The sequence below is a fragment of the Paenibacillus sp. MCAF9 genome (genome assembly GCF_052114265.1).
In the GTDB taxonomy this organism is placed as follows: domain Bacteria; phylum Bacillota; class Bacilli; order Paenibacillales; family Paenibacillaceae; genus Pristimantibacillus.
On the sequence record NZ_JBFREL010000036.1, the window covers coordinates 1 to 13193 of the forward strand.

13 protein-coding genes are annotated in these 13193 nt (G+C 44.7%); 9 read left to right on the top strand and 4 right to left on the bottom strand.

What is annotated here, in order from left to right; genetic code table 11:
• The first annotated feature begins 257 nt into the window (after positions 1 to 257).
• The 5 genes from AB4Z45_RS29240 to AB4Z45_RS29260 all read left to right on the top strand — a co-directional run bounded on the left by AB4Z45_RS29240 (position 258) and on the right by AB4Z45_RS29260 (position 4081).
• Positions 258 to 1010 carry an ABC transporter ATP-binding protein gene (locus AB4Z45_RS29240; protein WP_441912845.1) on the top strand — a complete coding sequence of 251 codons (753 nt, stop codon included), beginning with the start codon at positions 258 to 260 and terminating at the stop codon, positions 1008 to 1010.
• Positions 998 to 1759, top strand: coding sequence for an ABC transporter permease (locus tag AB4Z45_RS29245; RefSeq protein ID WP_076267194.1), 762 nt, complete (start codon positions 998 to 1000; stop codon positions 1757 to 1759). Before AB4Z45_RS29240 ends, AB4Z45_RS29245 begins: the two co-directional genes overlap by 13 nt.
• The gene (locus tag AB4Z45_RS29250) at positions 1759 to 2610 is read left to right on the top strand and encodes an MBL fold metallo-hydrolase (RefSeq protein WP_441912876.1); all 852 of its coding nucleotides are present in this window, start codon (positions 1759 to 1761) and stop codon (positions 2608 to 2610) included. Before AB4Z45_RS29245 ends, AB4Z45_RS29250 begins: the two co-directional genes overlap by 1 nt.
• Positions 2611 to 2664: 54 nt before the next feature.
• On the top strand, positions 2665 to 3129 hold the full coding sequence (locus AB4Z45_RS29255) for a divergent PAP2 family protein (protein ID WP_441912846.1): 465 nt from the start codon (positions 2665 to 2667) through the stop codon (positions 3127 to 3129).
• 178 nt (positions 3130 to 3307) lie between these two features.
• Positions 3308 to 4081 carry an alpha/beta hydrolase gene (locus AB4Z45_RS29260; protein WP_441912877.1) on the top strand — a complete coding sequence of 258 codons (774 nt, stop codon included), beginning with the start codon at positions 3308 to 3310 and terminating at the stop codon, positions 4079 to 4081.
• 13 nt (positions 4082 to 4094) lie between these two features.
• Here AB4Z45_RS29260 and AB4Z45_RS29265 read toward each other — a convergent pair whose 3' ends face one another.
• Positions 4095 to 5042, bottom strand: coding sequence for a TRM11 family SAM-dependent methyltransferase (locus AB4Z45_RS29265; protein ID WP_441912847.1), 948 nt, complete (start codon positions 5040 to 5042; stop codon positions 4095 to 4097).
• A gap of 86 nt (positions 5043 to 5128) precedes the next feature.
• The gene (locus AB4Z45_RS29270; RefSeq protein WP_441912848.1) at positions 5129 to 6217 is read right to left on the bottom strand and encodes a glycosyltransferase family 2 protein; all 1089 of its coding nucleotides are present in this window, start codon (positions 6215 to 6217) and stop codon (positions 5129 to 5131) included.
• Positions 6218 to 6371: 154 nt separating this feature from the next.
• On the opposite strand from AB4Z45_RS29270, the gene AB4Z45_RS29275 reads away from it, so the two are divergent.
• Genes AB4Z45_RS29275 through AB4Z45_RS29290 form a run of 4 tightly spaced genes read left to right on the top strand, consistent with a single transcriptional unit; the run spans position 6372 to position 11317 of the window.
• Positions 6372 to 7193: a hypothetical protein gene (locus AB4Z45_RS29275; protein ID WP_441912849.1), complete on the top strand. Its 822-nt coding sequence runs from the start codon at positions 6372 to 6374 to the stop codon at positions 7191 to 7193.
• Positions 7190 to 7765 (top strand): hypothetical protein, encoded by a 576-nt coding sequence (locus AB4Z45_RS29280; protein ID WP_441912850.1) that lies wholly within the window; start codon positions 7190 to 7192, stop codon positions 7763 to 7765. Before AB4Z45_RS29275 ends, AB4Z45_RS29280 begins: the two co-directional genes overlap by 4 nt.
• Before the next feature lie 17 nt (positions 7766 to 7782).
• A complete protein-coding gene (locus AB4Z45_RS29285; RefSeq protein ID WP_441912851.1) occupies positions 7783 to 9525 on the top strand; it encodes an ABC transporter ATP-binding protein in 1743 nt (580 codons plus the stop codon).
• A 10-nt stretch (positions 9526 to 9535) separates the two neighbouring features.
• Positions 9536 to 11317: an ABC transporter ATP-binding protein gene (locus tag AB4Z45_RS29290; RefSeq protein WP_441912852.1), complete on the top strand. Its 1782-nt coding sequence runs from the start codon at positions 9536 to 9538 to the stop codon at positions 11315 to 11317.
• Between the two features lie 156 nt (positions 11318 to 11473).
• Here the strand turns inward: AB4Z45_RS29290 and AB4Z45_RS29295 are convergent, their stop codons facing one another.
• On the bottom strand, positions 11474 to 11977 hold the full coding sequence (locus AB4Z45_RS29295; protein ID WP_441912853.1) for a DinB family protein: 504 nt from the start codon (positions 11975 to 11977) through the stop codon (positions 11474 to 11476).
• 81 nt (positions 11978 to 12058) lie between these two features.
• Positions 12059 to 12994 carry a helix-turn-helix transcriptional regulator gene (locus AB4Z45_RS29300; protein ID WP_441912854.1) on the bottom strand — a complete coding sequence of 312 codons (936 nt, stop codon included), beginning with the start codon at positions 12992 to 12994 and terminating at the stop codon, positions 12059 to 12061.
• Between the last annotated feature and the right edge of the window lie 199 nt (positions 12995 to 13193).

The window sequence follows — 13193 nt, forward strand, 5'->3', positions numbered from 1 at the left end:
GCCATAAAGCCAAGCTCGCCACTTTTGATCTCTTCGATAATGGTACGTTTCTCTGATGCGGAATATTTAATTTTAGACATGAAAATGCTCCCCTCATAGCAACAGGTTTTTTATTATTTCACCTGTCTACTATTTGGGGAGCATATCAAGTCATCAGCCTTTTTTTGCATACGAGCTGGTCTATGGCTTATTAAATTTACTTTTTCGAGCCAAGCATTACAGCTATAATGTAAGGGAAGCCGAAGGGAGGAACGTTTGTGGCTAGTGTTTTGGAACTTCAGAGTATTAGGAAAAACCGCAGTGGTGATGGGGATGTTCAGCTGTTCGCAAATGTTACTGCAACGATTGCTGATCCGGCTATTATTTCTATATTAGGTGTATCTGGACAAGGCAAAAGCACGCTGCTTCGTTTGCTTGCAGGTCTGGATAACGCCGATGAGGGTGATATCCGTTTACATAATGTTTCACAGCGAGAACTAGATCCAAGGGTTTGGAGAATGAAGGTATGTTACGTTGCTCAGCAGTCCGTTATGCTGAATGGGAGCATTGAGCAAAATTTGAGAACTGTGAGTATGCTGCATCGCATGCCATATGACGAGAAGCTCGTACGCCACATGCTGCCAAGGCTAGGGCTGGATCATCTTGATATGGGCAAAAGCGCCGAACAGCTGTCAGGAGGAGAGAAACAGCGAATATCGCTGCTCCGTTCTTTGCTTCTTCATCCTACCGTGCTTCTTCTTGATGAGATTACCGCGTCGCTTGACCGAGGCAGCAAGGAAATGGTGGAGGAAGTGCTGCGAGAGTGGCATCATCAAGAAGGGGCAACGATGCTTTGGGTTACACATGATTTGGAGCAGGCCCAGCAGATGAGCAGCTCGATATGGTTCATGGGGGAAGGAACGCTGCTGGAGAATAGCGACACGGCTGCTTTTTTTGAACATCCAACATCTGAGCTCGCACAAAATTATATAAAAGCGCCGATACAAAAGGAGCAGCCATGTCTATCGTAGCACTTAGCTTTACCTTGTTGTTTGTGATGATTACGATGCTTATCTCCGTATGGCAGAAGCTTGGGCTTGAGCGAGACATCGCGATTGGCACCATTCGTTCTGCGGTACAGCTGCTGCTTGTCGGCTATGTGCTGCAATTTATTTTTAATACGAGCAACCCGCTGTTTATTACAATGATCCTTGTACTTATGATTAGTGTAGCGTCTTATCATGCTGGTAAAAGAGGAGCTGGACTAAAGGGCATCATTTGGAAAATCGCGATTGCAATCACATCGACAGAGCTGCTTATGATGGGACTGCTGCTCGGCTTTCGAATTATAGAAGCGACACCGCAATACATTATTCCGATTAGCGGCATGACAATCGGCAATGCGATGGTCGTTTCGGGTTTACTGCTCAATCAAATGAGAAGAGAGGTCGAATCCTCAAAAGGCGAGATGGAGACGCTGCTGTCACTTGGAGCGACAGCAAGGCAAGCGATTCAAGACGTAATGAAGCGATCGGTTAAATCGAGCATGATTCCGACAATAGACGGAATGAAGACAGTAGGTCTAGTTCAGCTTCCCGGTATGATGACAGGGATGATTATCGCTGGCGCGAATCCGATCGAAGCGGTTCGGTACCAAATATTAATTGTGTTTGCGTTCGCAAGCTCAGCTGCGGTTACGAGCATTATTTTAAGTTTATTAAGCTATAAGCTATGGTTTACGAAAGACCTTCGCATTCAAAATATGGAGCAAAAAGGGTGATGACCGTCGTGAACGTTTATAACAGTGGGAAAAATTTAGTAAAGCAAATAGCTGGAACTGAACTTCCAGATCAAGCTTTGGCGCTTTGGGCGCTTGGACAAGAGGGCTTTCTCGTCAAATGGAACAAAAAAACAATTTTATTTGATCCGTATCTGACGAACTGGGTGTATGAGATGGCAGGACCGCCGTGGTCAAGAGCCTTCGAATCGCCGCTGTCGCCTTCAGATTGCCTCGATGTCGATTATGTCGTTTGCTCCCACCACCATGAGGATCATATGGACAAGCAGACGCTGCAAGTTATTCAGCAATCACCCAAAACACGATTTATCGTGCCGAGAGCTCATCTTCCGCTATTGAAGGAATGGGGTTTCCGTGATGAGCAGCTGATTGGCATCTCTCATGGACAATCGATTGAGCTTGCAGACGGCATAAGGCTCGATGCATTCGCTGCCAAGCATGAACAGTTCGAACAGGATGAAGCAGGTGAACATAAGTTTCTAGGTTATGTTGCGAATTTTAATGGCATTCATCTTTATCACTCTGGCGATACCGTTGGTTTCCCAGAGCTTGTCACTTGGCTGCAAAGCAGGCAAATCGATATTGCATTATTGCCGATCAATGGAAGAGATTTTGTTCGCAATGAACAGGGGATCGTCGGCAATTGCAATTATCGTGAGGCTGTTGAGATTGCGGTACAAATTCATGCTGATTTATTGATTCCAATGCATTATGGCTTATTTCCACACAATGATGAGAACCCGGCTTATTTCGTCGATTATATCCAGCGTCATTATCCAGCCCAGAAGTTCCATATGTTCGCCCCCGGTGAGCGATTTATTTATATGAAATAATTTACGCTAAGCAGGGCAAAATGAGATGGGAATAAGGACTGGAGGTTGACGGATATGTCAAACAGAGGACTTGTGACAGCGTTGACGGCTGTTGGGGCAGCCCAATTGCTTAAGCTGCCTGTACATTTTGCGAGAAGCGGCAAATGGGATGTGCGGAAAATTATTGGTTCAGGTGGAATGCCGAGCTCACATTCAAGCGGCGTCTCCGCGCTAGCTGCATACACGGCGACCAAATATGGCGTAAAGACGCCGGAATTTGCCATATCCGCGATGCTTGGCATTATTGTGATGTACGATGCGATGAATATTCGCAGGCATACAGGTGAAATTGCTGTGCAGGTAAATGATTTGGACGAGGATGTGGAAAAGCTGGCTGGCGAGCATCCAGGATTGTATCATGCGCGCAGGCGTGAACGGCTTAAGGAAAGTCTCGGTCATCAGCCTATTGAAGTTTTAGCCGGCTCACTGCTCGGAGCATTTATCGGTTTCGTTGGAGCTTTGACGATTAACAAGAAATAAGGCAAGCAGCAATTGTAAAATGAATAGACAGGCTTAGGCGCTTTTTTGGCTTAAGCCTGCTTTTATTTGAATACATACTTTTGCAGATGACTGGCCGAACCGTTAGTTATATAATGGTAAAGATTTCAATTCTTATGCAGCATAAGGGGGAAGTAAGGTGGCAGATCAATTATTGTGGATGCACGGAGCGCCGTATGCACTGGGAAATGCAGACGAGGATTGTCCAGCCATAACGCCATATCTTGTAGATGGCGAGGACAGACCAGCTGTTATCGTATGTCCAGGCGGAGGATATGGCGGGCGAGCGCACCATGAGGGAGAACCAATTGCACAGTGGCTGAACAGTTTAGGCATTTCTGCGTTCGTTTTGCGATATCGGGTGGCGCCTTATCAATATCCTTGCGCACTGCTGGATGTTCAACGGGCGATACGTACCGTCCGTTTCAAATCGGAAATGTATCGAATTAATCCGAATAAAATAGGCATTCTTGGATTTTCAGCAGGCGGGCATTTAGTTTCGAACGCGGGGACAAGCTATGACCAAGGGAATGAAAATGCAGAGGATGTTGTTGAACGACAGTCCTGCCGTCCGGATTTACTCGTTTTATGTTATCCTGTCATCACACTCAAAGACCCTTTCACGCATGAGGGCTCAAGAGAAAATTTGCTTGGCAAAGAAGCGAAGCTGGATCAAATCGAACAGCTCAGCAATGAAACGCAGGTAACGCCTGATACACCGCCAACTTTTTTATGGCATACAGCAGATGATGGCGCCGTTCCTGTCGAGAACAGCCTTTTATTCGCATCCGCGCTGAGCAAGCACCAGGTTCCTTTTGATCTTCACGTGTATACGAAAGGACGTCATGGGCTTGGCTTAGCCGAGGATGAGGAGCATACAAAAGAATGGACGGCTGCTTGCGCATCGTGGCTAGCATTTAATGGGTACAAATAATAGCTGTAATCTACTATTCACAGACGATTATTTGTCTGACGAAGCTGCCTTTTCGAGTTGTACAGCGATCTAAGATAGTAAGGCCTGCGTTTGCAATTAGCTCGTCCATTGGATCAGCAGTCACAATGACTGCTTTGTTAGCGATTCGGCGAGTATGCTGCAGCAAGGAGAATTGTGCCTCGGGTGTCGTATTAGAGAAATGATTGTAAGGCATATCTACAATGGCTACATCATAATGGTCAGAGATATCAGCAATATCACCGCAAACGGCATCTGTTTCATATTCGAAATGAGCCAGGTTTTCACGTGTCCCGCGAATGATAAAATGGTTGATATCTCGGCCGACGATGTTCATGCCCATAGACAGCGCCTCTACCAGTACCGTCCCAATGCCGCAGCAAGGGTCGATCGCTTTAATCCCGACTGGATTCGGGATAGCGATATTGGCTATAGCGCGCGCAACTCGCGTGCTGAGTGCAATGGAATAGCTGCGCGGTTTTTGCATGTGTGCAAGCCAGACAGCTTTGCTTTTTATATAATTGCCAAAGTACCAGCGACCGCCCCAAGTTAAAATGCCAAAAACGCAATCAGGTTTGCGTACATCAGCCTCGCCTTCGATATAAACGCCAAGTTCACGTTCAATTGCGCGTTGTCCTTCAAAATCGATTTTGTTTTCCGCCGTCAGGTCATTCATTTTTAGGAAAATCACCTTAAATGTAGCCTCTTCTAATTGAATTTGCTTCACCTGCTCCAAAATATCCTCAAGCCGTTCGCCTTGATATAAAACTTCAAGCCGCTCTCTCATAAAAGGACTGCGGTCGGGATGTACGTCTATTTCGCTAAACAAAAGATCAGTTTCTGATTGTTTTCCAAATAAAGAACGCATCTCCAAGCGGCATAAATCAGCCTCTTCAATGCGATAGCCATAGGTATATACGAATAGATTGTTTCTATTTTCCAAGTTGTTGTCGCATCCTTTGTATAATTGAATTGAAGCCTCTAGTATACATGAAAAGGAGGGGCGGACAAAGGAATGGCGATGTGCGATTAACGCTTAGTATAGCGAATCAGTCGGTTATGAACGGTTTTTTTTCTACCAAAAAGCTTGAGAAACAGCAATGGCGATTGGCGCGGCAAGCGGAATTCAAAGTGATATAGCCATGCAGCAAGCTTGAATTTAAGCGTTAAATAATAAAGAAAAGACTTGATGTTGCTGTAATTGTGAAGCCAGCCAAGCTCCTTCGTACTGTCTGTCATCATTTTAAGGTTGACGATTCTAGCCATATCTTTTTTTGCAGGAGCGACAGGATTGTTTTTGAAATTGTTGATCAGCATCGAAAGGATCGTTTGGATGTGGTAGGACGCCATATCCTTTCTATAATGGGCATGCGCTAATAAACCGAATCTCTCGGATAAGCTCTTCCGCAGCTGGTACTGCAGAACAAGGCTTTCTTCAAGATAATGTTTATAGGGAGAACGAATAAGGCTGTTCAGATTGTTAACCGTGTTGTGATAATACAAAGGGTCCGGAATCGCGCAGACACGATCAGAGGCCAGCAAGGCTTCCAAATGGAAAATGGTATCTTCTCCTACCGTTAATCCCTCGTTGTACAGAATCCCGTTTTTTTCAAGCGATGCGCGAAGAAATAGACTGCGCCAAGTAAAACACAGGTCATTATTCGAATGAACAGCTGCGGCGCTTAGTATTAAATCTTTGCCGTTCATAACGGTATGCAGCCGAAAGCAGGGCGATACGTTCTGTTTGGTTGGAATTGTTGCGTAACCTCCAATCAACACTTCGCAAGCATGCTCTTCTGCCATGGCGTATAGCTTTACGAAAAAAAGCGGATCGATTTCATCGTCAGCATCAAGAAAGGCGACGTATTTGCCGCTTGCCGCTTGTAAACCGGCATTTTTGGCGCTGCTTGCACCGCCATTAGGCTTGTGAATCACTTTAACTCTATTGTCTGTTATAGTGAATTCTTCGCATATCGCGCCGCTGAGATCAGTGGAACCGTCATTGACGAGCAGCACCTCAATATTTCGAAAAGGCTGATTAAGAATGCTTTTCAAACAGGGACGCAGCCAATTTTCGGCATTAAATATAGGTACAATCGCACTTATCGCGTAATTCATAGGCTACACCTCTGACGTGTTCGATCGTTTAAATTTCATAAAGCGATGTTCAAAATAATCATATCATATTCGTTATAAAGAACAACCACTTATTTTAAAACCAATTATTATCTCTAGCACAAATAAGTGGTAATATGAACAGATGAGGAGAGGGGTGACAGGACTGAAAATTAAAATAAGATGGTATGTCGTCGTGTTTCTCATAACGGGAAGCTGGCTAGGAAACCTTTGGTATTTTCAGAGCATGCAGCTGAAGGAGGCGCTGTTTCTAAAGCATGACAGCACCATAAATGGGAGCACTGGTGAAATACTTGATTTTACATTTTTTGAAAATAAACAAGCAACTAATAAAGTAAGCAGCATTCAAATAGAAGAACTGCCGGAATTCCGATTTCAAATTTATAAAAGCAACATACATACTCATCAATCTGAGATGCGAGCTTCTGGACAATTGATGCCAGATGTTATCAATGAGGATAGGAAAATACCGTTCACAATAAGAGAGATTACGGTGTATTACGAGAAAGGGCAGTCTAGAAAAGTTCCGATTGGTGAGATTAATGTCGAGTGGAATAAACGAGAAGGCATACTAGACTTTGCTTCGGGTGGCTCGTCCTCAAATGGCTCTGGAAGCTATAAGGTTTATGTAAGGAAAGCGGCTGTTTTGGAGAAGATTGAATATACGTTCAGCGATAAAGTGAAGCCATGGTTCAAGCTTGATCTATTAGGGAAGCCGCTTGAGTCGGTTGAATTCCCAATGAAGCTGTCGCAAAATGACTCGTTAGCATTTACATATCAATGGTCTATTCCGGAAAATGAGCCCGAAGCCTTCACGATGTTTAAGTCCAAAATCATTCTTCACTTCAAGCTGGAAGATGGACAGGAAATGATTGAGGATATTCCGATTAATCATAACCTTAATTTTAGTGAGCGGCAGCTGAAGCGTTTAGTCCGTTCGGGAGGTGAAATGCATTGAGCACCCCTTTCAGACGCGAGCTAAGGAGACTTGGCTGGGGCCTTGTTATTGCAATGATAGATATAAGGATTGGATACTTTGATTTGCTGCCTGACATTATAGGTTACTTGATGGTTTTGTCAGCCCTGCAGCATCTGGGCTCCATACACCCGGCATATAAAAAAGCGAAGTACATTTCTATTGTTCTGATCATTCTTACTATTCCAGTTCTGTTTATCCAAACAAATGTAACGATTACGGAATTTTCGTCTATACCGCTGGCCGTCCATCTCTATTCGCAACTGCTGTTTATTCTTCACATTTTGATGGCGTATTGGATTTTTAATGGGCTTATTGAAATGCTGAAACAGGATGGGGCTTTTCAGTTGTTGGATACTGCGATTAGCCGCAGAAATACTTATTTGGTGTTCAACCTTTTAATGGTTATAATATATCCGTTCTTGTTGAATGTAGAAGATAGCTGGGTCATGCTGTTAATCGCTTTTGGAATATTGTTATTCATTATGGAGCTGCTATTTCTTCGATTGCCATTTCGAGTCTCAAATGTTAGAGAGAAAAGGTCGTTGAATTAGCGGAAAAGGGGGATCTCATGTCTTTTGTAAAACGGTTGCGATGGTTTTTTAAGGATAGATGGGGCAGCTATGCGCTTGCCATAGGCATTATGGCGTTAGTCAGCCTGCTCTCCACAATACCGCCTAATCTAATTGGACGAACGGTTGACAACATCCGCGATGGACAGTTGACTTCAGCTGGTTTAACGCAGACGGTGTTGACACTAGTTCTGCTTGCGTTATTTCTTTACGTCATGGTCTATATATGGATTACGACGCTGTTTGGCAATTCGGCGCTTATCGAGAAGGTGCTGAGAGGGAAGCTGCTCGCAAATTTAACAAGGATGACGCCTGCTTTCTTTCAGCGCAACAGCACGGGACAGCTGATGGCGCTCGCGACAAATGATGTACTCGCAATTGGCCAGACAGCGGGATACGGTGTAATGACGCTCGTCAATACGCTGGTAGGGGCATCGGTAGTCATCATTATGATGATTTCATTAGTCAGCTTTAAATTAATGATCGCAGCACTTATTCCGCTTCCGTTGCTGGCAGTCGTGATTAGCAAGCTGGGCAAAAAAGTAAGAACCCGCTTTCTGGACGCGCAGGCTTCCTTTGGGAAAATGAATGAACATGCGCTGGAATCGATTTCGGGCATACGCGTTATTCGCTCGTACGTGCAGGAAAACAATGATCTTGTTGCATTTGATCATGTGACCTCAGAGGTTATGAACAAAAATAAACGGGTTTCGATTCTGAATGCGATGTTCCAGCCGATTATCTCGTTAATTGTAGGTGTCAGTTATTCCATTGGAATAGGTTATGGCTCATATCTCGTATTCCAAGATGAGATTTCACTTGGTCAGCTCATTTCATTTAATATCTATTTGGGCATGCTCATTTGGCCAATGATTTCGTTTGGCGAGTTTATTAATGTGCTGCAGCGCGGCAGTGCTTCTGCTGATCGATTGGATTCGGCGTTAACGCAAAAGCCGGATCTTCAAGATTCAGATAAGCCTGTTACTATTAAGGTACCTACGCGCATTGAGATGAAGCAGCTCACCTTTACTTATCCTACGGCTAGCCAGCCTAGCTTGAACAATGTATCCTTTCAGCTTGAACGAGGCCAGACACTTGGAATCGTAGGGAAGACGGGGAGTGGAAAGAGTACGCTGCTTAAGCAGCTGCTGCGTCAATATCCGCTTGAAGCGGATCGTTTAATGATAGCGGGAGTTCCAGTTGAGCAAATTGAGATAGACCGGATGAGACGCTGGATTGCCTATGTGCCTCAGGAGCATCTGCTTCTCTCCAAGACCATTCGAGAAAATATTGCGCTAGGCAAGCCGAACGCAACGCTAGATGAAATCGCTCGAGCGGTTCAAATGGCTTCTTTTACAGAAGATATTGCACAAATGCCAGAAGGACTTGAAACGGTCGTTGGGGAAAATGGCGTTATGCTCTCCGGCGGGCAAAAGCAGCGTTTGGCGATTGCGCGGGCATTGCTCGTTGATTCCGAAATATTGCTGCTCGATGATTCACTTTCGGCTGTTGATGCACGGACGGAAAGTCGAATTCTTCACCATATCCGTTTGGAGCGTGAAGGAAAGACGACATTTATTACGACTCATCGCCTATCAGCGGTTAGCCACGCGGACTGGATACTTGTGCTGAATGAGGGCCGAATCATCGAAGAAGGCACTCATGAAGAGCTGATGCTGTTTGGCGGCTGGTACAAGGAACAATGGGAACGGCAGCAAATGGAAGCTAGCTTGGAAGAATAGGAGGCTTAGAATGCCAAAACAATCAACGGCGAGAAGACTATTCGCATATGCTCTCGTCTATAAGTTTAGAATTATCGGAGCCCTGCTTATTCTGTGCTGCGCAGTAGGTGCTGAGCTCGGCGGACCTTTTATTATAAAAACGATAATCGACAAGCATTTATCCGTCGGCGGTAATGATATCATGCCAGTTCTCGGGCTGCTGGGCGTCTATATGGGGCTGCTGCTTGTTGCAAGCATTAGCAATTTCTCGCAATCCTATATTTTGCAGACGACGGCGCTTCGCATTATCAAAAATATGCGTATGGATTTAATGAGTCATATTCAGCGAATTCCGCTGCGCTACTTCGATAATACGCCGATCGGGCAAATTGTATCGAGAATTGCGAACGACACAGAGGCGGTCAGGGATTTATTCATGAGCTTCATGGCGACCTTTGTTGTCAGCTTCGTACAGCTGCTCGGTATTTTTACTGCTTTGTTTATTTTGGATGTGCGGCTAGCGATGTTTTGCTTGTTATTGCCGCCGCTCTTCGCGATCATTATGGTCATTCATTTAAAATACTCAAAGAAATACATTACAATTATGCGCGCACGTCTCAGCGACATGAATGCGATGATCAACGAATCGATTGTCGTTATGCCGATTATTCAAGCCTTTCGCCGCGAGAAGGTGACGCTCGAAGAGTTTGAGGTGCTGAACGAGGATCGTTACATTAACCAGATCAAACAGTTTAGAGTTTTCTCTTTGTCTTCAAGAAACATTGTGGGCACCATTGGGAGCTTGGTAACAGCGATGGTTATTTGGTACTTTGGGCGTGCTTCACTGGAAACAGCAATTCTTTACGGCGTGTTTTATGCTTTTATTGATTATTTGGGTCGTATTTTTCAGCCGATTATCGGTATCTTCGATCAATTGACGAATGCACAGCGTGCATTTGTTTCTGCGGAGAAGGTATTTGCGATATTGGACATGGAAGGCATGGAGGTCGAAGAGGTAGCTCAGGTGAAACGTCCGGATGGTGTCGTGAAATTCGATAACATTACGTTTGCATATAAAGAGGGCGAAAACGTTCTGAAGCAAATTTCATTCGAAGCGCGCAGAGGAGAGACGGTTGCATTAGTCGGTCATACCGGTTCGGGCAAAAGCTCGATCATGAATCTGCTGCTTGGCTTTTATGAGCCTGATCAAGGGAACATTACGATTGATGGACGTAATATAGCGACGTATTCGAAGCAGGAGCTGCGCAAGCATATGGGCATTGTGCTGCAAGATCCGTACTTGTTCGCAGGCGACATTAAATTCAACGTCAGCCTGTACAACAAGGACATCACAATAGATCGCGTGAAAAGCGTGCTAAAGGATGTTGGGGCGGCAACTTTTGTAGAGCAGCTGCCTGGCGGTTATGATGAGCCAGTGGTTGAGCGCGGCAGTACGTTGTCTTCGGGACAGCGGCAGCTTATCTCTTTCGCTAGAGCTTTAGCCTTCGATCCTTCTATTCTAATATTGGATGAGGCGACAGCCAGCATCGACAGTGAGACGGAGGGGCTGATTCAGCAAGCCTTGAAGGTGGTCAGTGAAGGCAGGACAACACTAATTATCGCACATCGCTTGTCCACCATTCGAGAGGCGAATCAGATTCTCGTCTTGCATCGCGGTGAAATCGTGGAGCGCGGCAATCATGATGCTTTAATGGCGCTGCGAGGCAGATATTATAAAATGTATCAACTGCAGAAAGGCGAGAAGGTATCGACTGAGCCGTCCGCTGTTACGATGGAAACACAAGGACGATAGAAGTTTACTTTTAACGCTTAGAATAGGAATGAGAATAGCGGCAGCCATGGAATTATTCCGAGGCTGCCGCTGCTATGTTATGACCTTATAGAGTCATACAATTTAAAGCGTGTGCTGATTTAGTTGAACTCGGCTTCATTTATGCGAACTCTTGTATCACTTCTTAGACTGCGGCTGAAGTAGAAACTCTTCTACTTGTTTGCGATGATGCTCGTCATGCTGGATAAAATCAAAAATTAAATATCCGATTGAATAGGGAGCTTTCGTTTGTGGACAATGTGTATTTCCGTGTACAGTGATAGGATGAAAAAATTGCTGCTCAGTCATTTCGGTTAATTTTTGCACGAGCTTTTGTCTTGTCTCAATCGCTTGATTTAAAATTTCAGATGGCAATAAGCCGGATAATGCGTAAGCCGAGGAGGCAGCATTATATTCATTGTAGTTCGGGAATTCAACATTGCTGTTTTTTTCAGCTTCGAGCAGTACGCTTGTTATGAAATATTGATCCCATCTGTCTAAATGGGCAATGATTTCTGCGGCGGACCATTTGCCCTCCTTGATCGGATTAAGCCATGCCGGTTCAGGTGTGATATGGGATAAGGATGAATACCACGGCGCCAAGCTGCCAAACTGTTGAATAAGTTCATTTTGTTTAATCATATAATCCTCCTACAATCAGATATAACTGAATTGTAGAACATAAACCACGACAACTGCCTGTCATCGTTTCGTCCCTTTTTTTTAGCTGTAAAGCCGCCATATATTTTTCGCTCTATCTCGGATGATATCCCTCACATATATCGGCTCAATTACTTCCACGGTATCCCCGTAGCTCAAAATCATGCCATATACCCATTCATCCTCAGGATAAACGATTTCAACAAACATTGTACCGTCGTTCTCGCAGCGAATGATTCCTTCTTGAAAAGAATCTTCGACTCTCACCTTAACGCTAGGTTGAAAACGCATCACCAAATGCACCGTCTTCGTATTCATTTTCCATTCGGCTTCAATGGCTGCAGCGTCATAAGCGGCGATTTCTCGGTCAAAGATTTTAGATATGGCAGCTAGTTTTCGCATTCTCGATAGTCGATAAAGCTTTGTTATATTTTTGTCTCTGCAATAGCCATACAAATACCAATGGAACCCTTTATGAACGACGGAAGCCGGCTCCACGACAGCTTTAGCTGAGCAGCCTTGTGAGTTGGTGTAGTCAAAGGTTACGACCATTTTCTTCTGAATGGCCTGTCGAAGGAGAGTTGTTTTTTTCTTCTCCTCCTCATTGCAGCCCCATGAGGACAAATCAATAATCCATTGTTCCAGTGCTTTATCCGTATAATGAATATCGCTTTTTTTCAATAGGGCTCGCATCTTCTCCAGCGTGCGGGCAACATCAAGATCATCCGAATGGCTTTGCAGCCCTTTTAGTCCCGTCATTACGGAAACGAGCTCATCTCTAGTGAGAACCTGATGGCTTAGGCGGTAGCCCTCCATAATTTCAAAACCTCCGAGCAGCCCCGGAAATGAAAGGATGGGGATGCCTGCCATATTAATGGCTTCCATATCTCTCTGAATCGTTCGGTTTGAGACTTCAAACTTTTGGGACAAAACCGATGCGCTTGTTCTGCCGTGGTTCAATAAATATATGATAACAGCGAGCAATCGTTCTATTTTCAAAGTAATCACCTGTGTTTGTGGATTTATTGTAGAGAGTGGTGCTTGTTGGGGTTTGGGGCGGCTGGCTTTGATGAATATAGGAGCAACGAGCAGTTTCTGAATGCTATTGGATCCAGAAGCAACGAGCGTAAACTGAATTCTAACGAACCTATATGCTGCTATTTGCAATATCAGGTCCAAAATAAATTCTAACGAACTC